This is a genomic window from Bacillus sp. FSL M8-0277, assembly GCF_037975305.1.
GTDB classification, from domain to species: Bacteria; Bacillota; Bacilli; order Bacillales; family Bacillaceae; genus Bacillus; species Bacillus pumilus.
On the sequence record NZ_CP150255.1, the window covers coordinates 2114476 to 2137195 of the forward strand.

General features: G+C 41.0%; 26 protein-coding genes, 1 pseudogene and 2 riboswitches. Of the genes and pseudogenes, 4 read left to right on the forward strand and 23 right to left on the reverse strand.

Annotation, left to right across the window (positions count from 1 at the left end; translation table 11 throughout):
• Positions 1-101 precede the first annotated feature (101 nt).
• Positions 102-350 carry a ferredoxin gene (locus MKZ05_RS10505; RefSeq protein WP_003215700.1) on the forward strand — a complete coding sequence of 83 codons (249 nt, stop codon included), beginning with the start codon at positions 102-104 and terminating at the stop codon, positions 348-350.
• Positions 351-384: 34 nt separating this feature from the next.
• Here the strand turns inward: MKZ05_RS10505 and MKZ05_RS10510 are convergent, their stop codons facing one another.
• Positions 385-966 (reverse strand): ECF transporter S component, encoded by a 582-nt coding sequence (locus MKZ05_RS10510; RefSeq protein ID WP_012010414.1) that lies wholly within the window; start codon positions 964-966, stop codon positions 385-387.
• A 144-nt stretch (positions 967-1110) separates the two neighbouring features.
• A riboswitch (FMN riboswitch) is annotated at positions 1111-1242 on the reverse strand.
• 287 nt (positions 1243-1529) lie between these two features.
• Between MKZ05_RS10510 and serA the strand changes: the two genes are divergently transcribed.
• Positions 1530-3104, forward strand: coding sequence for a phosphoglycerate dehydrogenase (serA, locus tag MKZ05_RS10515; RefSeq protein WP_012010415.1), 1575 nt, complete (start codon positions 1530-1532; stop codon positions 3102-3104).
• Between the two features lie 35 nt (positions 3105-3139).
• Here the strand turns inward: serA and MKZ05_RS10520 are convergent, their stop codons facing one another.
• The 15 genes from MKZ05_RS10520 to MKZ05_RS10590 form a co-directional block, all read right to left on the reverse strand.
• The gene (locus MKZ05_RS10520) at positions 3140-3784 is read right to left on the reverse strand and encodes a M23 family metallopeptidase (protein WP_226803640.1); all 645 of its coding nucleotides are present in this window, start codon (positions 3782-3784) and stop codon (positions 3140-3142) included.
• 100 nt (positions 3785-3884) lie between these two features.
• Entirely contained in the window at positions 3885-4994 is a 1110-nt protein-coding gene (locus MKZ05_RS10525; RefSeq protein WP_212045946.1) for a sigma X negative regulator, read from the reverse strand.
• Positions 4906-5514, reverse strand: coding sequence for an RNA polymerase sigma factor SigX (sigX, locus tag MKZ05_RS10530; protein ID WP_003215976.1), 609 nt, complete (start codon positions 5512-5514; stop codon positions 4906-4908). Before sigX ends, MKZ05_RS10525 begins: the two co-directional genes overlap by 89 nt.
• A 405-nt stretch (positions 5515-5919) precedes the next feature.
• A complete protein-coding gene (locus tag MKZ05_RS10535; protein ID WP_339160050.1) occupies positions 5920-7701 on the reverse strand; it encodes an ATP-binding protein in 1782 nt (593 codons plus the stop codon).
• Positions 7698-8420, reverse strand: coding sequence for a response regulator transcription factor (locus MKZ05_RS10540; protein ID WP_003215596.1), 723 nt, complete (start codon positions 8418-8420; stop codon positions 7698-7700). Before MKZ05_RS10540 ends, MKZ05_RS10535 begins: the two co-directional genes overlap by 4 nt.
• A gap of 87 nt (positions 8421-8507) precedes the next feature.
• Positions 8508-9686 carry a c-type cytochrome biogenesis protein CcsB gene (gene ccsB / locus MKZ05_RS10545; RefSeq protein WP_050943828.1) on the reverse strand — a complete coding sequence of 393 codons (1179 nt, stop codon included), beginning with the start codon at positions 9684-9686 and terminating at the stop codon, positions 8508-8510.
• Positions 9670-11349 (reverse strand): cytochrome c biogenesis protein ResB, encoded by a 1680-nt coding sequence (locus MKZ05_RS10550; RefSeq protein WP_339160053.1) that lies wholly within the window; start codon positions 11347-11349, stop codon positions 9670-9672. The genes ccsB and MKZ05_RS10550 overlap by 17 nt, the downstream gene beginning before the upstream one ends.
• 1 nt (position 11350) lies before the next feature.
• Positions 11351-11881 (reverse strand): thiol-disulfide oxidoreductase ResA, encoded by a 531-nt coding sequence (locus MKZ05_RS10555; protein ID WP_253622460.1) that lies wholly within the window; start codon positions 11879-11881, stop codon positions 11351-11353.
• Between the two features lie 90 nt (positions 11882-11971).
• Positions 11972-12706, reverse strand: coding sequence for a 23S rRNA pseudouridine(2605) synthase RluB (rluB, locus tag MKZ05_RS10560; RefSeq protein ID WP_034620508.1), 735 nt, complete (start codon positions 12704-12706; stop codon positions 11972-11974).
• Positions 12707-12843: 137 nt separating this feature from the next.
• Positions 12844-13380 carry a spore maturation protein gene (locus tag MKZ05_RS10565; RefSeq protein ID WP_003216139.1) on the reverse strand — a complete coding sequence of 179 codons (537 nt, stop codon included), beginning with the start codon at positions 13378-13380 and terminating at the stop codon, positions 12844-12846.
• 4 nt (positions 13381-13384) lie between these two features.
• Positions 13385-13972, reverse strand: coding sequence for a nucleoside recognition domain-containing protein (locus tag MKZ05_RS10570; RefSeq protein WP_003215919.1), 588 nt, complete (start codon positions 13970-13972; stop codon positions 13385-13387).
• Positions 13960-15111, reverse strand: coding sequence for a D-alanyl-D-alanine carboxypeptidase family protein (locus MKZ05_RS10575; RefSeq protein WP_321999313.1), 1152 nt, complete (start codon positions 15109-15111; stop codon positions 13960-13962). The genes MKZ05_RS10570 and MKZ05_RS10575 overlap by 13 nt, the downstream gene beginning before the upstream one ends.
• A gap of 311 nt (positions 15112-15422) precedes the next feature.
• Complete coding sequence (locus MKZ05_RS10580; protein WP_003215803.1) at positions 15423-15902, reverse strand: YpuI family protein; 480 nt, start codon at positions 15900-15902, stop codon at positions 15423-15425.
• 113 nt (positions 15903-16015) lie between these two features.
• Positions 16016-16609, reverse strand: a complete 594-nt coding sequence (gene scpB, locus MKZ05_RS10585) for an SMC-Scp complex subunit ScpB (protein ID WP_034661126.1) — start codon at positions 16607-16609, stop codon at positions 16016-16018.
• On the reverse strand, positions 16599-17357 hold the full coding sequence (locus MKZ05_RS10590) for a segregation/condensation protein A (protein ID WP_050943826.1): 759 nt from the start codon (positions 17355-17357) through the stop codon (positions 16599-16601). Before MKZ05_RS10590 ends, scpB begins: the two co-directional genes overlap by 11 nt.
• Positions 17358-17565: 208 nt before the next feature.
• Between MKZ05_RS10590 and MKZ05_RS10595 the strand changes: the two genes are divergently transcribed.
• The gene (locus MKZ05_RS10595) at positions 17566-17658 is read left to right on the forward strand and encodes a YjcZ family sporulation protein (protein ID WP_012010430.1); all 93 of its coding nucleotides are present in this window, start codon (positions 17566-17568) and stop codon (positions 17656-17658) included.
• Between the two features lie 87 nt (positions 17659-17745).
• On the forward strand, positions 17746-18270 hold the full coding sequence (locus MKZ05_RS10600; protein WP_212045943.1) for a DUF309 domain-containing protein: 525 nt from the start codon (positions 17746-17748) through the stop codon (positions 18268-18270).
• A gap of 24 nt (positions 18271-18294) precedes the next feature.
• On the opposite strand, the gene MKZ05_RS10605 is transcribed toward MKZ05_RS10600, so the two are convergent.
• The 7 genes and pseudogenes from MKZ05_RS10605 to MKZ05_RS10635 form a co-directional block, all read right to left on the reverse strand.
• Positions 18295-18648: a GNAT family N-acetyltransferase gene (locus tag MKZ05_RS10605; RefSeq protein ID WP_106028745.1), complete on the reverse strand. Its 354-nt coding sequence runs from the start codon at positions 18646-18648 to the stop codon at positions 18295-18297.
• A 113-nt stretch (positions 18649-18761) separates the two neighbouring features.
• Positions 18762-19226 (reverse strand): 6,7-dimethyl-8-ribityllumazine synthase, encoded by a 465-nt coding sequence (ribE, locus tag MKZ05_RS10610; protein ID WP_106028744.1) that lies wholly within the window; start codon positions 19224-19226, stop codon positions 18762-18764.
• Between the two features lie 75 nt (positions 19227-19301).
• Positions 19302-19880 (reverse strand): annotated as a pseudogene (ribB, locus tag MKZ05_RS10615) (3,4-dihydroxy-2-butanone-4-phosphate synthase); the annotation flags it as partial.
• Positions 19881-19891: 11 nt separating this feature from the next.
• Positions 19892-20542 (reverse strand): riboflavin synthase, encoded by a 651-nt coding sequence (gene ribE, locus MKZ05_RS10620; RefSeq protein ID WP_339160058.1) that lies wholly within the window; start codon positions 20540-20542, stop codon positions 19892-19894.
• A gap of 254 nt (positions 20543-20796) precedes the next feature.
• Positions 20797-20938: riboswitch (FMN riboswitch) on the reverse strand.
• Between the two features lie 105 nt (positions 20939-21043).
• Complete coding sequence (locus MKZ05_RS10625) at positions 21044-21388, reverse strand: hypothetical protein (protein WP_003215701.1); 345 nt, start codon at positions 21386-21388, stop codon at positions 21044-21046.
• Positions 21389-21611: 223 nt separating this feature from the next.
• Positions 21612-21845 (reverse strand): DUF2164 domain-containing protein, encoded by a 234-nt coding sequence (locus tag MKZ05_RS10630; protein WP_003215556.1) that lies wholly within the window; start codon positions 21843-21845, stop codon positions 21612-21614.
• Between the two features lie 209 nt (positions 21846-22054).
• Complete coding sequence (locus MKZ05_RS10635) at positions 22055-22636, reverse strand: TetR/AcrR family transcriptional regulator (protein ID WP_339160059.1); 582 nt, start codon at positions 22634-22636, stop codon at positions 22055-22057.
• Between the last annotated feature and the right edge of the window lie 84 nt (positions 22637-22720).

A 22720-nucleotide genomic window follows, 5' to 3' on the forward strand; every position in this document is an offset into this window, starting at 1 on the left:
AAATCATTACAATAAGGTTTGAGGAAATTGTTTTTTATCGGTGAAACTAAAAAGGTTAAACCATGTGTTCCATCGAACTATTTGGGAGGTATTTTTTTAACATGGCAAAATATACAATTGTAGACAAAGACACATGTATTGCTTGCGGCGCATGCGGTGCAGCTGCTCCAGACATTTATGATTATGATGATGAAGGCATTGCATTTGTTACGCTTGACGACAACCAAGGGACTGTAGAAGTTCCAGAAGTACTTGAAGAAGATATGCTTGATGCATTTGAAGGATGTCCAACTGACTCAATCAAAGTTGCGGACGAATCTTTCGAGGGTGACCCACTTAAGCATGAATAGTATAAAAGCCCCTTATGCAGGGGCTTTTTTTATATTAACTATTTTGAAGTCGGCGTTTATTTTCAAACCATGGACGCATTTTCACAAAAATGAAGCTAAATACGATGGTAATGATGATTCCTTTAATAAAGTTAAAAGGTAAAATCCCTGCTGTAATGGTCGTCTTGAGCGCATGATCTGATAGTTCAGGTGCGTTTAAAAACCATGTGTAAGCTGGCAGGAATAAGAAGTAATTTAAAATGCTCATCATCACAGTCATAAGTAATGTACCCATGATCATTGACCAAGCCATTCCTTTTGCTGATTTAATTTTTTTGAACATAAAGGCGACTGGTAAGATGAATAGTGTGCCTGCAATGAAGTTCGCGACTTGCCCAACTGGAACGCCGGACATACTGCCTTGAATGAGATAATGCAGAACATTTTTTAATGCCTCAACGGCAATTCCTGCACCTGGCCCATAAATTAAAATCGCAATAATCGCTGGGATATCGCTGAAATCAATTTTCAAATACGCTGGAAGCCCTGGGAAAGGGAAATCCAATAAGATTAACACGAACGAAATACTGCTAAGCATACTGGTGACGACTAAACGTTTTACTTTACTTTGATTCAATATTCTCTCTCCTTTTCGATCAAATCTTTCAAAAAGAGGATTGTTCAATTTCAGCCACAAAAAAACCGCTCATGAAAACAGGAGCGGGGAATTTAGGCTAGACAAATAAACGTGTGAAAAACCAAGTTTTCAACGTTTACGAACCTCCATCTTCTCCCATCCAGACTATACTGTCGGCTTCGGAATCACACCGAATCCTGCCAAAAAAGGCTCGCGGGCTTAGAGACTATGCTCATCACCGCCGGTAGGGAATTGCACCCTGCCCCGAAGATTGATCATTATTCAATTCGACATCATTATATATGATATATGAGCATTTGTACAGATAAAAATCCTGAGCAATTTCATCAGTTTTAAGAAATCGCAAAAAACTTAAAAATTATAATGACAAATACGAAAAAATTGGTTATCTTTTGTTTAAAGGTGTCCATTCTTTATAAAGACACCAGGAAATGTTCGTGTTTTCTTTTTCGCTTTACTGCTTTAATTTGATTGACACAGCGAAAAGGAATATGGTAAATTATCAGATATTTATGACGTTTATTTTAGGAGGAAATCTTACGATGTTTCGAGTATTAGTCTCAGATAAGATGAGCAATGATGGTCTTTTACCACTTTTAGAATCAGATTTTGTTGAAATTGTCCAAAAAAATGTAACAGAAGCAGAAGATGAATTACACACATTTGATGCCTTACTTGTCAGAAGTGCGACGAAAGTGACCAAAGAGCTTTATGAAAAAATGACTTCATTAAAAATTGTCGGCCGTGCCGGTGTGGGAGTAGACAATATTGATATTGATGAAGCAACCAAGCATGGCGTCATTGTGATCAATGCACCAAACGGTAATACGATCTCCACAGCTGAGCATACATTTGCGATGATCTCTTCACTCATGCGTCATATTCCACAAGCCAACATTTCTGTGAAATCAAAAGAATGGAACAGAGGTGCCTATGTTGGTGCAGAGCTTTATGGAAAATCTCTTGGGATTGTTGGACTTGGCAGAATCGGAAGCGAAATTGCCCAGCGTGCAAGAGCATTTGGCATGACAGTCAACGTATTTGACCCGTTTCTGACAAAGGAACGCGCAGAAAAAATCGGTGTCAATGCCAAGTCACTTGATGAAGTACTCGAAGTATCAGATATCATCACTGTACATACCCCGTTAACAAAAGAAACAAGAGGACTTCTCAATAAAGAAACAATTGCAAAAACGAAAAAAGGCGTTCGCCTAGTGAACTGTGCACGCGGTGGTATTATTGACGAGCGTGACCTTCTTGAAGCGCTTGAAAGCGGCCATGTTGCAGGAGCTGCACTTGATGTATTTGAGGTAGAACCTCCTACTGATAATCCGCTTGTAGACCATCCGCTCGTCATTGCGACTCCGCATCTTGGCGCATCGACGAAGGAAGCACAATTAAATGTAGCGGCGCAAGTATCTGAAGAAGTACTTCAATTTGCAAAAGGACTCCCTGTTATGTCATCTATTAACCTACCAGCGATGACAAAAGACGAGTTCAAAAAAATTCAGCCTTATCATCAGTTTGCAGGAAAGCTCGGACGTCTTGTCTCTCAATCAATGAGAGAACCTGTAAAAGAAGTAGGCATCTCTTACGAAGGCTCTATTTCAAAACTCGAAACATCCTTTATTACAAAAAGTCTTCTGTCAGGCTTTTTAAAAGAGCGTGTTGATTCGACTGTAAATGAAGTCAATGCTGGAATGGTGGCAAAAGAACGCGGCATTAGCTTCAGTGAAAAGATTTCTTCCAGTGAATCTGGTTACGAAAACAGCATTTCTATTGAAGTCAAAGGCGACCTTTCAACCTTTACTCTAAAAGCAACCTATATCCCGCATTTAGGAGAACGCGTTGTTTCCATTAATGGATTTAATATTGATTTTTATCCAGATGGACACCTTGTCTACATCCAGCATACTGATGCACCTGGTGTAATTGGAAAGGTTGGACAAATTTTAGGCGACCATGATGTCAACATTGCGACAATGCAGGTAGGACGTAAAGAAAAAGGCGGCGAAGCCATCATGATGCTTTCTTTCGATAAGCATCTTGAGGACGAAATTGTCAAAGAATTAACTGAAGTGCACGATATACTTTCTGTCCGTCTGATCGACCTATAAAAAATCATGATAAACCTCATGCACATGCATGAGGTTTATTTTTTTGAAACCATTAAACGATCTCCCGTTCGGATGAGATGAGTGGTCAGCTCATTGATCTGTTTCAATTGTTCCACAGTCATCTCATGCGCCTTTGCAATCGACCAAAGGGTATCTCCTTGTTTAATGAGATATGTATTGTTCTCTTGTCCGTTGACATGTAGGGCCGGCTCTTGGAAGCGATCCATTGCAATGATTGTGAGTGGATCTACCGCATCTTCTTTGCTGACTGACCAATGCCCCCTGTGCACCTCAAAATGCAAATGAGTGCCTCTAGACGCCCCTGTGTTGCCGATAATGCCGATCGGCTGTCCTGCTTCTATATGGTCACCCTTTTTAACAAAACGCTCGTGTAAATGTGCATAGACGGTTTCATATCCATTTGGATGCTGGATAAACACAACCTCACCATATGTAGCAGATACATACGAACGCGAGACCTCACCTTCACTTGCAGCAAAGATGGATTCTCCTTCTGGCGCAGCTATATCTAATCCCATGTGCGAGCCGCCTCTTGTCCCAAACAAATCTGTGACTTCTCCTTTTATCGGCTCCACCCATTCGCTTGTTTCCTGTGCATGAGCAACAGGCGAAAAGATCATCAAAAAACAGCTGGCACATATGAAGCAATACCTTTTCATTAGTGACTCCCCTTCTTTGAGGTTCTTTTTATGACAGCTTAGTATACAGCAAGGAAGCTATTTTCTATACATCAAAAAAGAACGCAATTTCTCGCGTCCTTTAACGGTCTTTTATGACAACTGGATTCGGCAGAGCCGGCACCTCTATCGGTTCTTCTAATTCATACGGACCAACTTGATCTGTTCCCGCCTGTTGAATGGTGACCTCTGTAAAACCAAAATCTTTCGCTGAGAGCAGCAGACCTTCAATGAGTAAAATATGATCATTTGAGTCCGATAATTGCGCGGATGCTCCAAACGTAATGGTCACATGTTTTCCTTTAGACGTCACTTCTTTAATCGGTTCGTCTTTAATTAATGGATCAAGTCCTGCATCGCTTGTACGCTTCATAGCTTCTACCGCATCTTCATACGATGAATAATGCGTTTTTGAAGGCACCAAAAAAGTCCCGCTCTTATTCTCTAAAACATAATAAGCGTGCTTTGTTTGTTTTTCAATCGATATTGTTCCAACGCTTCCATTTGCCCCTAGTTGAAGGTGAGAACCTTTGGCTGTCTTGACTTGCACCTGCTCATATTTGCTCCATTTTAGCGTTTCTTTTACCATATCTTTAAACCTGCTGGCTTCTTTTAACGTATCAAGGGACAAATCACTTTTTAATTGAAAAACAAGTGTATCTCCTTTTTCACGAAGGTCCACCATATCCATATAAGATTGAAGAGGCTTTGTCATTTCAGGCAGCTGCACCTGTTCATATGTGTTCACCATATCCTGCAAATGATCATACTCATCCTCTTTTTCAATGCTAATCGGAACCACTTGAGAGGTCGATTCATCTATGTATGCTATGGTCATAAACTTTTGCTGCTGCTTACGAGACACAACGTGTGAGGGGCCATTAGTCTGTTTGACCGCCTCTAATGTGGCGTTTACCTGACTTTTGTCAGCACTTGAGTCCATTTTCATTTGCTGATGATGATCTTGAGCAGCCGGCTGAAATAAATGAGGAGAAATTAAAAACGCCATAAATAACACCACAACGGTTGCGACCGCTGGACCGATCCATTTGGCACTTTTCTTTTTCTGCCCGCTTGCCATCAGCATCTGCTGGTATATCTGCTTAGATGAACGGTTGTCCTCCACCTTTGGAAGCTGACTTAGTAACACCTTGATTCGTTCTTCGCTCCAATCGGACCTGTTCGTTTTCATTCACTAGCTCCTCCTTCAAAAGCTCCATATGTTTTCGGAGCACTTTCAGGCCTCGGTGCTGCGTTGTTTTGACTTTGCTTTCCGAGAACTTTAGCGCCTTTGCCGTCTCCATGATTGAGTAGCCCTGGATAAATCTTAAAATGATGACAGCTCGTTGATCAATCGTGCACTGATCAAGTGCGGCATAGATTTCTTTCACATTTTCATCCTGTACAGCCAGTTCGTCTGGGAGCAAGTCTGGGTCCTTTACATCCTGCTTATCCCAATCAAACGTGCCGAGTACCCGTTGTCTAATGGTTTGCTGTTTGCGAAACCAATCAATTGCCACATGCCTCGCAATTGAAAACAGCCATGTTTTCTCGCTGCTTCTTCCTTCAAAAGTTTTATATGAGTGAAGTACCCGGATGTAAACCTCCTGAACGAGATCCTCTGCCTGATTTTTATCTTTAACCATATAAAATAAAAACTGGTACAAATCTTGATGGTACGAATCATATATTTTTTGAAAGGTTTCATGCATAGGAAACCCCTCCGTTCACTTATTTTTGTCGAGTGACTCTTACAAAACGTTACATTACAACTTTATGACAAATATATTACAAGTTCGACAATTTGGGAAGGGCTTTTTGTTTAACTTCTCCTTAAAAATATGAAAATAAAAAAACACTTCTTTTTCTTTCGAAAAGAAGTGTTAGATTGTTGACAAAGTGCTAAAATGATGTTTATTTTAGCACTTTGTCTTCTTTTCAGCGTGATAGAAAACCTTTGAAGTCTAGGAAGGGCGAGCACTGGCGCGGAGCGAATTGAACATTCGTGAGCACCAGCGCGCAGACCTGACAACGAATGCGAGGGTTTGTCTACACGCTGACACTTCTTTTTCTTTCGAAAAGAAGTGTTTCTCATGTAACAAGATTCTTCGTCAGGATTAGACGAGTTCCTGCTTTTTTCTCGGAATATAAAATGTAAAGTGTGTACCAGTACCCGCTTTGCTATGTGCATGAATGGAGCCTTGATGTGCTTCTACGATATTCTTCACAATCGCAAGACCAAGTCCAGTACCAGAACGCCCTCTTGTTCTTGCCTTATCCGCTTTATAGAAACGTTCGAAAATAAATGGCAGATCCTCTTCAGGGATTCCGCTTCCTGAATCTTTCACATCCATTTTCAGACCGCTTTCCACCGATTGAACCGAGAAGTGAACCTCTCCGCCTTCTGGTGTATGACGAATGGCGTTATCAATAAGATTCGTAAACACCTGTTCAATCTTATCCGGATCGAGTACAAAGTACGGTTCATCCACTTGAATGTCATATGTGAGATCAACTTGCTTTTCTTTTGCTATACCAAGAAACTTGCGGTAAATCTTCTCGGTCAGCTCTTCTGTATCTGTTGATTCAAGATTCAGTGTAATATGGCCAGCTTCCATTCTCGCTAGGTCTAGAAGATCGTTCACAAGACGCCCCATTCGAAGTGATTCGTCGTAAATAATTTGCGCAATCTCTTTCTTTTCCTCTTCTGAGCCAGCAATATCATCTACAATCGCCTCACTATATCCTTGCAGCATAGCAATTGGAGTACGAAGTTCATGACTGACATTGGCAATGAAGTCTTTTCTCAGCTTATCAAGTCTTCGTTCCTCTGTCATATCACGAAGGACCGCAACTGCTCCCCTAACGTCCTGCTGATTATAAAGCGGAGACATGAGAAGAACCCAAGTACGTCCTTGCAGTGTGACTTCAATCATTTGCTCTTTTTCCGTGCTGACGGCTGTATGAAACAATTCTCGCGCTTCTGGAGGCAGTTCATCTCCATCTTTGATCTTCATATTTTGCTCGTAATACCATGCCTGCAAGAATCGTTCTGCAGGAGGATTCGTCATGAGGATCGTTCCATCAATATTGATGGTGATGACACCATCAGCCATACTGCTTAAAATATTGGACAAATGCTCTTTTTCTTGATTTAAAGCTGTGATATGAAATTTAAGCTGCTTGCCCATTTGGTTAAAGGCGATGGCCAGTTCTCCAATTTCGTCTTGCGTTAATATAGGAATCTTTGTATCAAATTTCCCTTTCGCCAGATCCTGCGCTCCCTCTTTCATCTTTCTAAGAGGATAGGTGACACGTGTTGATAAGAAGAACGCGAAAATAGTGGTCAGAACAATGGCAATTCCTGCTGCTAGGAAGATATAACGCGTCGTATGTTTTGTTGTTTGCTCTACCGCAAGTAATGATTGAGAAAGAAAGACCATGCCTTTTTTTCCGTTTGCCTCAAATGGAACACCGACGACTATTCGTTCATCTTTATGATCGCCTGCATTTGGTTCTGCACGTTTACTGATTTTTTTACGATCTTTTAGTGCTTGATTCAAATCACCGTCTGCTTCAATTTGTTTCTTTGTAATCGCAGGAAGCTTCCCGTCTTTTTCAGACGAATACCACTCTAGCCCGTCCTCTTGGATAATCGCAATACTCGTCAATTTGTCAGCAAGCTCTGATGTAATCGACCTTGCGAGCGATTGATCGTCGTGGCTTTCTAAAATGACCGCCACTTTATTTGCCATTTGCGTTAAATCTGACTTTGCTTCTTCTACATGGTAATTTTCAATGAATTCTAAAAGAAGCACGGTTAAAATAGATAAAACGATGAGGACGAGGAAGAGAATGGTTAACCATAGCTTTCCAACGACACTTTTCCACAGTTTCATTCAGCGCCGACCTCAAATTTGTACCCGACACCCCATACCGTCACGATTTTTTTCGCAGCTTCTGGTGACACTTTATTCAGCTTTTCGCGAAGTCGTTTGACGTGGGTATCGACTGTTCTCAAGTCTCCAAAGAATTCATACTGCCATACTTCTTTTAACAGCTTCTCTCTGTCATAAACCTTATCCGGTGTTTTCGCAAGGAAATATAAAAGCTCATATTCCTTCGGCGTGAGACTGACTTCTTTGCCATCAGCTGTCACTCTATGCGCATCGTGGTCAATTGAAAGATGAGAAAACACAAGTACATCTTTTGTTGTTGTCCCAGTATTGAGATAAGACGTTTGAGAAGATCTTCTGAGCAATGCCTTCACACGTAAAACAACTTCACGCGGGCTAAAAGGTTTGACGATGTAGTCATCCGTACCTGCTTCAAACCCTTGCACGCGGTTGGCTTCTTCTCCTTTTGCCGTCAGCATAATGATTGGAGTCGCTTTTTTGTCTCGAATTTGATTACACACTTCGATCCCATCTGTACCAGGCATCATTAAATCGAGCAAAATGAGGTCATAATCTGTTTGGAGTCCCTTTTGAATGGCCTCATCTCCATTTTCAGCTTCATCGATTTCATAATTTTCACGTTCTAAATACATTTTTAAAAGGCGGCGAATTCTTGCCTCATCATCTACGACTAATATTTTCGTTTGAGTTGTGTGTTCCATTAGACAATCCTCCTGCTTTCTCCGTTGTTACATTCATTTTAACAAAAAGCCGAATCGATTCATAAAAAGTTGGCCTTTTTTATGTGATTACGCGTAAGAATGAAGCCCTGCAATCACAAGATTGACAAAGATGAGATTAAACATAATGATGGCGAATCCGATGACAGCTAACCAAGCGGACTTTTCGCCATGCCAGCCCCTGGATAAGCGAAGATGAAGGTAGGCTGCATAAAAGAGAAACGTAATTAATGCCCATACTTCCTTCGGGTCCCAGCCCCAGAACCGAGTCCATGCAATTTGCGCCCAGATCATTGCAAAAATGAGCCCGCCTAACGCAAATACAGGGAAACCAATGGAAACAGCTCTGTATCCAATTTCATCGACTAAATCTAGGTTCACCTGTTTCACGAGCGGTTGAAGCAGAGCACTCAGTCGTTTGCGAATGATCAAGCGAATCAGTCCATACAAAATCAGCCCCGTGCCGAATGACCATAACACCGTATTGACCTTTCTTCCTGAAAAAACAGGCGGCAAATCAACAAACGGTTCCAAACGATCTTGCGTCACAAGCTCTCCTTTATGAGGTCCAACTAGAGCTGGCAGCTCATAGACCATCACACTTTCCTCTTTATTTTTATCGACCCAATTAAATTTCGCTTCGTATCCTGTCATTCTAAAGATGGACGTGACTGCGATAAATGCAAGTGTCACAACAATCATAAACATGACGAGCTCCAAACCAAATGTCTTCTTCCCTGGCTTTGTTTGATCGACATGCTTTAATAAGAAGATGACACCTGCCACAAAGCTGATCGCTAAAATGGCTTGCCCTAGTGCTGCTGTTGTCACGTGAATATAAAGCCAATTACTTTGTAATGAAGGAATTAGCGGTGATATATCAGATGGGAACATACTTGCATAGGCAATAATCAATAAAGCGATTGGAAGTGTAAATAAACCAAGTACCGACACTTGATACACAAAATATAAAATGATGAATGCGAGCACAAGCATCATGCCAAAAGCCGTTGTGAATTCAAACAAATTACTGACTGGTGCATGACCAGACGCCATCCACCTTGAAATAAAGTAGCCAAATTGACTTAAAAAACCGATGATGGTGAGCGTAATGCCGATAAGTGCCGCCTTATTTCTGCGCGGTCCATCAACTTTCTTTTTTCCTTTAATGGCACCACCAAAAAAAGGAACTGCCGCTAAATACAATAGAAAAGCTGCAAATAACAGGTTTTCACTGACTGCTGCCATCTAATCCTTCCCCCTTGCTTTTGCTGATACTTGTTGTATCAGGCAGTTCTTTTTGATCAATTGGCTGTTTGATGCCACTGTCACTTAGGATCACGCCAAGATCAGACTTTAACCCAAACCAGTTTTTGTTTGTGTGTCCTGCCACAAATACTTTTCCATCCTTTGCAGACAGCCAAATTCTTCTATGCTGCCAATACATCCCCTGCACGACACCAATCATGAAGATGATCCCGCCTACGATGAGCACCCCAAGAGTTAAATCTTTTCTCACCGTCAATCCCGTGACGTTTTTCGTTTCCACTCGATCAAATTTCATTTTATATAGGTTGTTATCAGAACCCTCTACTGTCTCTTGAATCGCCACAAAGCTTTTTTCACCTTTAGGCTTTTCAGGAGAAACCATTTCAAACACGAAAGCAGGATTATTCGGATTCCTTGTTTTCGTACTCGGCGTTCCATCATCGTCAAAATAAAAATCAGGGAGATAGCTCATCACTTTGACTTTGTAACCGCTACCAAGATCATATTCTGACTTAGGCTCCAGCAGATTAATCTTCACTGTTCCGAAAGATTTTTCAGTATCTTTACGAATCAGCTGAAAGACCATTTGATCGAGTTCATTTTGTTTAAAATCCACTTGATATAATGAGTAATGATCAAACTTGAGCGGTTCGTTCACTTTAATATCATGTTCTGATACCTGCTTCAGCTTGGGCTTTTCACCAAACACAACTTCCCCTTCACGTTTGTATAAAGTGGCATCGGTTTTATAACTTTTCACTACTTGACCGTCGCCAGCTCTTTCAATCGCATTCTCAAACACTTCTTTTTCATTTCCAGTTTCATAGCGGTCAATTGAAAACGCATTATTTTTCAAAAAATATTGACCATCTGTGCCTGGAATTGGGGCAGTTTCACCCTCTCTAACCCACAGCGTTTCATCCACATACATGCCTGGGACAAACCGGAGCATCGATCCAATGAGAAAGATGATTAATCCAATGTGATTGACGTAAGGGCCCCAGCGTGAAAAGCGGCCTTTTTCCGCTAAAATATGTCCGTTTTCTTCTCGCACGCGGTAACGCTTTTGTTTCATTGCTTTCTTGATGCCTTCATATGTATGCTGATCTAACGTTTTGTCTGTCTCACTGAACAGACGCTGTCTTCTCATAAAGCCTTCTTTTTTAATAACCCCTTGGTTTTTGAGTGCTCGATAAAGAGGAATAACCCGGTCGAGACTGCAAATGACAAGGGAGATTCCGATGGATGCAACTAAAGCTAAAAACCACCAAGAATTATAAAGATCATGGAATCCAAGTGTGTAATACAGCTTGCCAAACGACCCATATTGCTCTTCATAATAGGTGGAAGCAGATGCACCTGGCGGAATAAATCGCTCCTGCGGAAAAATCGTTCCTAATGAGGAAGCAAGCAGTGTGATGACAATCAGCCACACACCCACCTTAACGGAAGAAAAAAAGTTCCATACTTTATCAACAATCGTTTTGTTGTATGTTTGCGAGCGTCTCGCACTGCCGTCATATCTCATATCAAGCAGCTTTGAAGAGTTTTTCTCTTTAGCCGCAATAGGATTCCCGCAGGATTCACATAAAACAGTACCGATTGGATTAATATGTCCACACTCGCATTTTACCTCTTTCATTCTATGACCCCTTTGGTTTAATCAAATTCATATAATCATAGACATTACGTTCTGTCATGGTTCCCTTTATGACTTTGATTACCTTGCCTTCAGGATTAATTAAAAATGTGGTTGGCAGCGGCGTAATATCATATGCCTCTGTCACTTGACGATCCTTGTCCATGGCAACAGGAAAATTCACGCCATAGGACCCCATAAAATTCTTCACGGCAATATTGGATTCCCCAACATTCACTGCAACAATTTCCACACCACGATCCTTGAACACTTCATATTGATTTGCCATGTAAGGGAATTCTTGTTTACACGGACCACACCAGGTCCCCCAAAAATTAAGAAAGACGCCTTTGCCTTTTAAGTCCTTTAATTCAATCCGTTCCCCATCCACAGATTGAAGGACAAAGTTTGGCGCAATAGATCCTTCTTTGACCCGATCCTGTTTGGCAAATACTGAGTTATACATGGTATAACATAGTGCAGCAAGCATCACGAGGAGAATGCCCGTCCGTATGAAAAACCGTCTTTTTTTCATCTGAAGTACCCCTTCCCCATAGACATTCAGGTAAATTATAGCATTCTCCTTCTTTTGATGCTTCTTCATTTTTTGAAGTTTATGTGAAAATTAAAAAGCGCTTTTCCCGTGATCTGCAATTGCTCTCAGGCGCTTTACTTCATGCGGTGTTAATTCTCTGCGGTCTCCTGGTCTCATGCCTTCAATATGAAGGAACGCATATTGCTCTCTTTTTAGCTTTAACACATCATGACCGATCGCTTCAAACATGCGGCGCACTTGTCTGTTTCTGCCTTCATGAATGGTTAATTGAACGATAGATGTCTGCTTTCGTTTATCGATAGAAAGCATCTTGGCACGAGCACGTGCAGTCTTTTTATGATCTAACATAATCCCTTTTTCTAGCTTTCTAAGCAATTCCTTTGATGGGATGCCTTTTAGCTTCGCTGCATATGTTTTATCAATTTCGTATTTCGGATGCATGAGCTTATGGGCAAATTCCCCGTCATTTGTAATTAAAATCAAACCGCTCGTATCATAATCTAAGCGGCCGATTGGATAAAGGCGCTGCGGGACGTCATCAAAGAAATCTGTGACAACCTTACGTCCTTTATCATCCTCGGCAGCTGAAATGACGCCGCGCGGTTTATAAAGCATAAAGTAAACCGGTTCTTCTCTTTCAAGCTTTAATCCGTTGACTTCAATTTTATCTGAAGAGCCCACTTTTACTCCGAGCTCTGTCACTGTTTGACCATTAACGGTAACTCGTCCTTCTTTAATTAATTCTTCTGCCTTTCGTCTAGAAGCGACGCCGGCATGTGCAATTACTTTCTGTAAACGTTCCATTTTGTCTTTCACCTCATGTACTATCTTACTTGCTTGACTTAAAACAAACAAGCATTCGTGGAAAAATAAGCGATTCGTCTGTTTAATTTCAGCTAAAAAGCAATTTTCCATCCATTGAAAGACAAAAAAGCGCCTCATTAGGCGCCGCTAAATAACAAACTGACGATGATGACAGATGCAATGATGCCAATGAGGTCCGCTAACAGACCTACTTTCAGCGCATCTCCCATTTTTTTTATACCGACTGCCCCAAAATAGACTGTTAAAATGTAGAGAGTGGTATCAGTTGACCCTTGCATGACAGCTGCGAGCTGTCCGATAAAAGAATCTGGTCCATATGTCGCAATGAGGTCTGATGTCATCCCGAGTGCAGCTGTGCCAGATATTGGACGAATAAACGCAAGCGGCACTACTTCTGCCGGGAAGCCGATCGCTGTAAACACGGGTTTTAACAGTCCCATGACAAAATCAAGCGCACCAGACGCGCGGAATATCGTAATGGCCACGAGCATGCCGACTAAATAAGGAATGATTGAAAAGGCAATTTGAATACCTTCTTTCCCGCCCTCGACAAATGTTTCATAGGTCGGTACTTTTTTAATGGTTCCCGCAATTAAAATTCCTGCGATGATCAGTGGGATCAAAGCAAGTGACAGCCAGTTAATAAATGACACGAGATCACCCCCGCCTGCTTCTGCGATAGTGGAAATAGCGATCAATGAGAATGGCACCAATGCCTGAAATGAGTGTCGCCAAAATGGTTGGCCCTACAATGTCTGTTGGCTGATCTGCACCATAGGTCATTCTAATTGCAATGACGGTTGTTGGCACGAGTGTGATAGAGGATGTGTTGACCGCTAAAAATGTAATCATGGACCGGCTTGCTTCATTTTTCCCGCCGTTTAATGCTTTCATCTGCTCCATTGCCTTAATCCCAAGCGGTGTAGCGGCATTCCCGAGACCAAAGAAATTCGCCATCAGATTGGACAAAATATATCCCATCGCAGGATGGTTAGGCGGAATATCCGGAAATAACTTTGAAATAAAGGGACGGCACAATTTACTAAAGAAATGTAACAAGCCTGCCTCTTCTGCAATCTTCATCAGCCCGAGCCAAAAAACGAGGACACTAATCAGACCAATTGAAATGGTCACTGCTTCCTTTGATCCCTTAAATACAGCTTCGTTTACTTCCTCCATCGTTCCGTTGAACATCGCGTACACAAGACCGATGACAGTGAGGAATACCCAAATTAGATTGACCATGAAGATCCGCCTATAGATGTCTGAAAGACAGACTTAAACATTTCTTGGAAGCTTTTTTGAGGCATTCGATTTCGTTTATTTTCATAAAAAATCGGTACTTGCTCGATCACCTGTCCATCTAATAAAAACGTCATTTTCCCTACAACATCAGGGATGGCCTCGGCGTTTTTTTTCCACTTCTTTTGAGGAGTAAGCATTTCCGTTTCAATTTCTACTAGCTTTTTCTCATCTTCATTTAAAAAATAGTCCACATCACGTTTGATAAATGCTTTTTTTTCGTAAAAAGTTCCTTTTAATGAAGCGAGTCTTCCTTTTTCAGCAAGTACGTACGTTTTATAATGATCAAATGCATATTCAAACATAGAGATATGATCCTTCCAATCATCTGGCGCATTAATGGTCACAGCGATCAGTGCCGCATCCCCTTTGGCAGCTGTAGAGACAAGTGTGCGTTTTGCAAGCTTCGTATATCCCGTTTTCCCACCAGTTGAATATTTGTATAATCCGGTGACCAGCTTGTTTTTATTTTTCCAATAGCCTTCCATCGTTTTTGCTTTATAGAAAGTCGTGCCTGCAATTTTTTGATATTGTTTATGCCCCGTGGCGTATTTTGTTAAGATGGCCATGTCATAGGCTGATGAATAATGATGTTTATGATCATCGAGTCCATGCGGATTTTGAAAATTCGTATTCTCCATTCCTAGTTCAGACGCTTTTTGATTCATCATAAAAATAAATCCTTCTAAGCTACCGCCCACATGCTCTGCAATGGCAACAGCTGCATCATTTCCAGAACGCAGCATAAGCCCGTATGTCAAGTCTTCTAGGCTCACCTTCTGCCCTTCTTTTAAATAAATCGATGAGCCCTCTGCTTGTATCGCGCGCTTTGATACTTTGACGGTGTCTTTCATTTTTCCTGATTCAATGGCTAATACTGCCGTCATAATTTTCGTAATACTGGCGATTCTTCTTTTTTCATGCTCGTCCTTTCCAAATAGGACTCTGCCTGACTGTCCATCTATTAAAATGGCGCTTCTTGCACTCACCGATAATGACATATCTGCTTTGGCATGTGAGGAAAAAGGCAGTAAGAGTGTAAATAGAAGAAGGACTGCTGTTCCAATTTTTAAATAGGGCATGTTCATTCACGTCCTTGTCCGTTTTGTACAAGTGTATGCGCGGCTGAAAAAGTTATGATGCCTCGTCCATAAAAAAAAGCGTCTCTATATGTAGAGACGCTCAGATTGTCGACAAAGGGCTAAAATGAACTTTATTTTAGCCCTTTGTCTTCTTTTCAGCGTGATAGAAAACCTTTGCAGTCTAGGAAGGACGAGTACTGGCGCGGAGCGAATTTGCATTCGTGAGCACCAGCACGCAGGACTGACAACGAATGCGAGGGTTTGTCTACACGCTGAGCGTCTCTATATGTAGAGACGCTCCTTCCTCTTGCTTATACCATTTTCATTTGCTGATGAGATGTCGTATATTCTAGCTCTTCTCTCATCGCTAAAAAATCTTTTTCTAATGAAGAAAATAATCGTTTGATCTCAGCGGATACTTCATGGTGGAAAACAATGCTGCTCTTTCCTGTATATGCGGAACGGCTGTCTTCATACCATGTATCCTTTTTCGGCGTGAAAAACTCTTCAATACATTGATGATAAATACGGTGAAGCGTCTGCTGCGCGGCTTGCTGCGGGAATGTCTGCTGCTGGCTGATTTTCCTGCAAACTGCCGCTGCATCCTCGCTGTACACTGCAAGCTTCCGTAATGTATTCAATATGTCACAATAATAGGCTTCCGCTTCAGGGTTTAATCGTTTCATACTTGATAAGGTAGCTTCGTTCAGAAAACCATTCATTTCAGTTGCAACCTTTGATAAAAAGACGCCTGCTTGATCAACTTGAGCCTTTACATTCATATGTGCCATTTGTTTTGTGTTTACCTTCCCCTCATGGCTTTATGACCATTTTATCTGACATCAATAGATGTTAGACGTAAAATCTTTTTTATATTTTATCATACATTTTTCATTCTTTTGAACTATTTTATCTCTTCAAATGTTTGATTGAAGTTTTCAAAAAATAGATCAGCTTCTTCTTGTACACCATCTGCTTCCACATTCTCTGGAAGTGGCGGTAATTCATCCAATGCCTTTAAGCCAAACTGCTCTAAAAAGGTAGGTGTTGTCCCATAAAGAATTGCTCGCCCAGGGCCATCGGCACGTCCAACTTCACAGAGCAGCGCTTTGGCTACTAAACTATGGAGCACCCGCTCTGATTTGACTCCTCTGATTTCTTCTACCTCACTGCGTGTGATCGGCTGTTTATAAGAAACGATTGCGAGTACTTCAAGCGCTGCCTGAGACAAACCTTTGGATGGGGTCTCGACTAATTTTTTCAAATAAATGCTGTATTCCTTTTTCGTCAGCAGCATATATGAATCTGCATATTCAATGAGCTCAATTCCTCGTTCTTGTTTTTGATACTCTTCCTTTACGGCAGACATCATATCGAGTAACGCTGCCTCTTCTACTTCAAGAACAGACATGAGCTGTTTTTTTGTTAAGCCTTCGTCACCTGCTGCATAAAGCAGCGCTTCTATGATGGCTTTCCAATTCACGATATCAAGCGTCATGAATCGTTTCACTCCCTATAATATAAATGTCTTCAAAGTTTCCTTCCTGCTCTAACATGATTTGATGACCTTTCATCAATTCAAGAACAGCAAGAAACGTCACGACAAGGTGCTCCTTTTGATCATGTTGAAATAGAGTCATGAAATTGGTCCGCTTTTTCGTTTTTCTTAAATGGTTCATAATCTCATTCATTTTGTCTTCAATCGGGATTTCTTGTCTTGTAATCCTAGATGGTGCTGGTTTCGTTATTTTCTTTCGGTTCAATACCTTTTGGAACGCACCTAACATATCATACACCGTGACATGCAGGTTTGTGTCCTTCGCTTCCGATTCTTTTGCAAATTCGCTTAAATCACTCGGAGGTTTTGTAAAGGCATTTTGCCTTTCTTCCTCGCGTTCCTTTAGTTCTTGTGCTGCATCTTTATACTTTCGGTATTCAATCAGTTTGCCAATCAGCTCTTCTCGAGGGTCCTCTTCCTCTTCAAGCAGGTCTTCATCAAATAGCTCTTCCTCTTGTTTCGGAAGGAGCATTCTGCTTTTAATACTCAGGAGGGTTGCAGCCATCACCAAATATTCACTTGCCACATCAAGTTCAAGCTCCCTCATGGTATGGACATATAATAAATACTGCTCCGTAATTTTAGCAACGGGAATATCATAAATATCAATTTCCAACCGGTTGATTAAATGTAAAAGTAAGTCCAATGGACCTTCAAACGAATCTATTTTCACCTGATATTCCAGCATTTTTTCTCACCATTTCTACTGTCTTCTAAGTACCGTTTCACCGGCTAACCTTTAGTATAAGACAGGATAAAGCTCTCGTCCAATATAATTTCGACCATGATGTCCTAGGCAAAATAAGAAAAACAGTGGTTTCGCCCATACCACTCAGGGCATTTATACATAGAATACCATTGTAAACAGAACTGATGAAAAAGGAGGCCGTATCATTATGGGAGATGGCTATAACTTTGGCGGAGGTTTCGCGCTTATTGTCGTGCTTTTCATCTTGCTGATCATCGTTGGCGCGGCTTGGGTTTATTAAAGAAACAGAGCGTCCTTTCACGAAGGGCGCTCTTTCTTCTTTTCTTTTCAATATGTTAGACTGAGAGTGGAAAAGGAGATGACCACTGTGTATCCTGAAGCGTACGTGGCTTTTTTACATGAATTTCATACGACAAGAGATTATTTTGAGTGTCATGAAATTCTTGAGGAATATTGGAAGGAAGACCCGCCTGAGCAGCGCAAAGAATATTGGGTTGGCTTCATTCAGCTTGCCGTTGCTTTGTATCATCAAAGACGGGGAAATGGAAAAGGTGCAAAACGGCTCATTTCAAATAGCCTCCACTTGCTGGAAGCAAACCGGCCCGTATTATCGAACCTCGGTCTGGATGATGAGGCGTTTCTCAAACTTCTGAGAACGCTGAAGAAGAAAATGGCTGAAGACATGCCCTACGAAAGTGTGATGCTCCCGATTAAAGATGAAGCGCTCCTGTCTCTATGCCAAGAAATGGCTCAAAAAGACGGACTGATCTTTGGCCAGGAGAGCAACTTATCCCACACATTTTTGATCGAAAAACATAGACTGCGTGACCGGACAGATGTATTGCTTGAACGAAAAAAGCAAATCGAACGTAAAAAAAGCAGAGGACTGTAGCCTCTGCTTTTACATGTGTGATATTTAATTTGTTTCACTGTGACACCTATGAAAGAAGCCTTGCGTTAATTCATTTGGAATGAGTGTTTTGGTTTTGAATACCTCTTCCACGGCTAAAACCATTTCCTTGCCGATTCCTTGATCTCGATGGGATGGATTCACACTAATATGCTCGATTTGTACTTGGTCGTCTGTTTTCAACACACCAATAGCACCTACGATATCCTCGCCATCTTTCCAAAGGAACAGCTGCCGATTTTCATCCATTTCATATGACTTCATCGTCTGCTGAAGCTGTTTGACGTCTTTCTCACCCGGCATGAAGGAGAGTAGCCCCATGGCAATTTTTTCAAAAGACCTCTTATAACGAATTAACATATATACCCCTCAATATTCAAATTATCCTTATGTCCAGCAAATGTCTCACGAATCATTTGCTCATCACACATTATAAACATTTTTATACCGTTTTTAAACTCTTTTTCACTAAATTAACGAAAGGTACGGTTGAGATTCGCCATTTCAATGGCAGCTGCAGCCGATTCGCTGCCTTTATTTCCAGCTTTTGTACCGGCTCTTTCGATAGCTTGTTCAATGGATTCTGTTGTTAGTACACCAAAGATAATCGGTATCCCTGTTGACATGGCACTTTGAGCAATTCCTTTAGCGGCTTCATTACAAACATAATCGTAGTGAGTTGTTGCGCCCCTGATTACAGTTCCAAGTGTAATGACAGCATCATATTTCTCTGTTTCAGCTAGTTTTTTTGCCATGTACGGAATTTCAAAAGCACCCGGTACCCACACGACATCAATATCGTCACCGTTTGCTCCGTGTCTGAGCAATGTATCTTCTGCTCCGTCAAGCAGTTTACTTGTAATAAAGTCATTAAATCTCGCGACGACAATTGCAAATTTTAGTCCTTCTGCTACTACATGCCCTTGTATTGTATTCATATGTTGATCATCCTTTTTTGTGATTTTTTATTTTGTTTCGATAGCTGCTGTTTCTTTATTATTTAAATAGGTTTGCAATGCTTCTATTGTCAGCATCTTTAAACCGTGCTGTTTTTGGATTTCTTTTAGTTCTGGAACACGCGCCATTGAGCCATCTACATTCATGATTTCACAAATGACACCCGCTGGCTCTGAACCTGCCAGTTTCGCAAGATCTACCGCCGCCTCTGTATGACCTGGTCTTTCTAGTACGCCGCCTTCTTTTGCAATGAGCGGAAATACATGACCTGGGCGGGCAAATTCTTCTGGAGTTGCGTCTTTATTTAACATGGCAAGCATGGTCGTAGAGCGCTCAAAAGCACTAATACCAGTCGTCGTTGTCACATGATCGATGCTCACTGTAAAAGCTGTATGGTGTGCATCTGTATTTTGTTCTACCATTGGATGCAGGTTCAGGTGTTTGGCAATCGACGCATGGACCGGTGTACAAATGAGACCTCTTCCATGTAAAGCCATAAAGTTAATCACTTCAGGCGTGGCATGCTCAGCAAGTGCCACAAAATCTCCTTCGTTTTCTCTGTCTTCATCATCCACTACGATAATGATTTCTCCTTCTTTCAGAGCATTTACTGCTTCTTCTACTAAATGATACATACAATCGCCTCCTAGAATCCGTGCTCTTTTAAAAATGATGGGGTCAATCGGGATGGCTGCTTTCCGCCTTGTTCTTTTGTTAAAAAGCGATAGATGTATTTACCGATCATGTCACACTCTATATTCACGATCTCTCCCATAGATTTAGTCGGGAAAATAGTTCCTTCAAGCGTATGAGGAATAATAGAGACTGTGACGTGTGAATCTTGCAAATCGAAAATGGTTAAGCTGACACCATCTATTGCGATCGAACCCTTTTGCGCAAGCATATCTGTGAGGGTCTTGTCCATCTCTAAATCATAGTAAATGGCATTACTTTTCTTTTCTATTCGGGTAATGACTGCCGTCCCGTCAACATGGCCTGAGACAAAATGACCGCCGAATCGTCCATTCGAGGACATGGCCCGCTCTAAATTCACTGGACTGCCTGATGTCAGCTGATCCAGTGATGTCGCTTTGACCGTTTCTGGCATCACATCTGCTGCGAACTGTGCTTTTGTAAAGCTTGTGACTGTAAGACATACACCATTGATCGCAATACTGTCTCCGAGGTGAACATCTTCTAGCACACGGCTGCACTGAATGACAATTTCTATGGCATCTGCTGACTTTTTCCTTAATGACTGAACTGCGCCTACTTCTTCAATTATCCCCGTAAACATGTGATCCTCCCTTTCTTTTCATTTGTATTTCTCACTTTTTAAAAAAGCGATGTTAGGGACATGTGATCGATTGAGCACCTTCGTCGCTTTTTATGGTCCATACAAGGTAGATGAGGGATCACCTAATAAACACTGCATGCCGGTCTATTCACTACATGAACATACAGAAAGCCCCGGAAAAAATTCCGGGGCTGTGGCTTTTTTGCATCAGAAATAAAACTATGATCGATAAATATTTTTCGTTCATAGCTTTCTTTATCCTTCTCCCATCCAGACTTTCACTGTCGGCTTCAGCTTTTCACTGAATCAACCGTTAATAAATTAACGGGTCACGGGCTGTAAAGCATTTGCTTTATTACCGTCGGTCGGGATTTTCACCCTGCCCCGAAGGATACAATCGATATTTAGCTGTCCTTAGGGGCTATTATAGCGATCCTTGTTGTCAAATGCAACAATCAAGATTTCTCACAAAAAAAGCCTCCTTATAGGAAAGGAGACTTGTTAATTAACGACTTTTACTACTTTTATAAGACCATCTATTCTCTTTTCATTACTAAAGTAGGCTTTAATACGATCACCTTTCTTCAAGTCGGCCACATCATCTTCGAATTTCTTTCCACTAAAAATGATTTTTGTGCCGTTTTTTGCTTGACCGTAATATTCATCTCCGTCAATTTTCGTAATGGTATATTCATAGATGGTATAATCTTTATCATTATTTGTTAAGCTTTCACCAATGGCTGTTGGCACATCTTCAATTTTCATGCCATTCATGTATAAATAACCTGCGCCTAAACAAAGCAGTAAAACAAATAAGATGGCCATTTTCAATTTAATTTTCCCCATATTTAGAACCTCCATCATCTGCACTTCGCCTATTTGTATGTTTTATTCCTTCTTTTGATGAAATAAAACCAAAAAGCTGTTTTCCATTAATGGTTACTTATATAACGATTGAGATGGACCCTTGGTTCCACTTTTTCATCATTACATATGATACGAATATGCGTTCTTTATTAAGGGGGTCTCTTTCCTCTTTATCAGTTAGCAAGGCGCACATGATTGATGATCATCTTTTTTCGAGTGCAAATAAATCTTCCTCTAACAATTGCGATCTCTGAACAGCGATGTTCCGGCTGTCACGAACCCCTTGATTATAATAGTAGCTTCCAAGGTTTTTTGTGATAAATTCTAGTATATTGATGGCTGCTAATTCACCAATTTCTTCTTCTCGTTCTTCGGCAAAGTAACGCTGAATGGCAATCATCATTTGATTTTTTTCTTCTTTTGTTAATGGTTTCAAATTATCTCCTGCTTTCTTTCAGCATGACCACGCTTTTTAGATTTGTACTGACAATGTGGCGACACCCACAAATACGAATGTTTGTTCTCTTATCATATCACAAAATCGAATTTTGTCCACCACTGTCCTAAAAGAAAAAGCGTATTTTGATATTTAGTTCAAAATACGCTATCACTCTTATTGAAGGAGGATGCCATAGCATGTTGTCATTATTTTAATATGGAAAGTATCGTCGCTACAGAATGATCTAAAAATGAACGTTCTGGACGAGATTTCATGAGGACGGTCAGTCCTATGAAAGAAACGACCAGTGTTTGTGCTAAAGCTTTCGCATTCAGGCTACTTTTGAGCTCACCCGAGCGAATACCTTGAACAATTCTTTCTTCGAAAATGACGGAAAGATACATCTGATGCTCTCTTGTCAGAATTTCAAATTTCTCTTCGTGTGGCGCAAGTTCCACTATTGTATTGATGCAAAAACACCCTTTACTCGGACCATCTCTATATTCCTCTTCTACTAAATCTGCAAATAATGTATGAAATGCTTCCTTGACAGAAAGTTTGTTTTGAAGTTTTGTTCGAATATGGGCAGCATGCTGCTTTGTGTATTTGCGTAATGCGGCCTCAAATAATTCCTCTTTATCTCCAAACGCTGAGTATAAACTTGGCCGCTGTATTCCCATTTTTTCAGTCAAATCGCTTAATGTAGTGGCCCTATACCCCTTTTCCCAAAAAAGCACCATTGCCTCATCCAACGCTTTTTCCTTGTCAAATTCCCGTTGTCGAACCATCAGCAATTCCTCATTTCAACATTAAAATTTCTTCACAAAGTCAGGTATCTATTTTTTGATATTATTGTCTATTTGATTACCAAT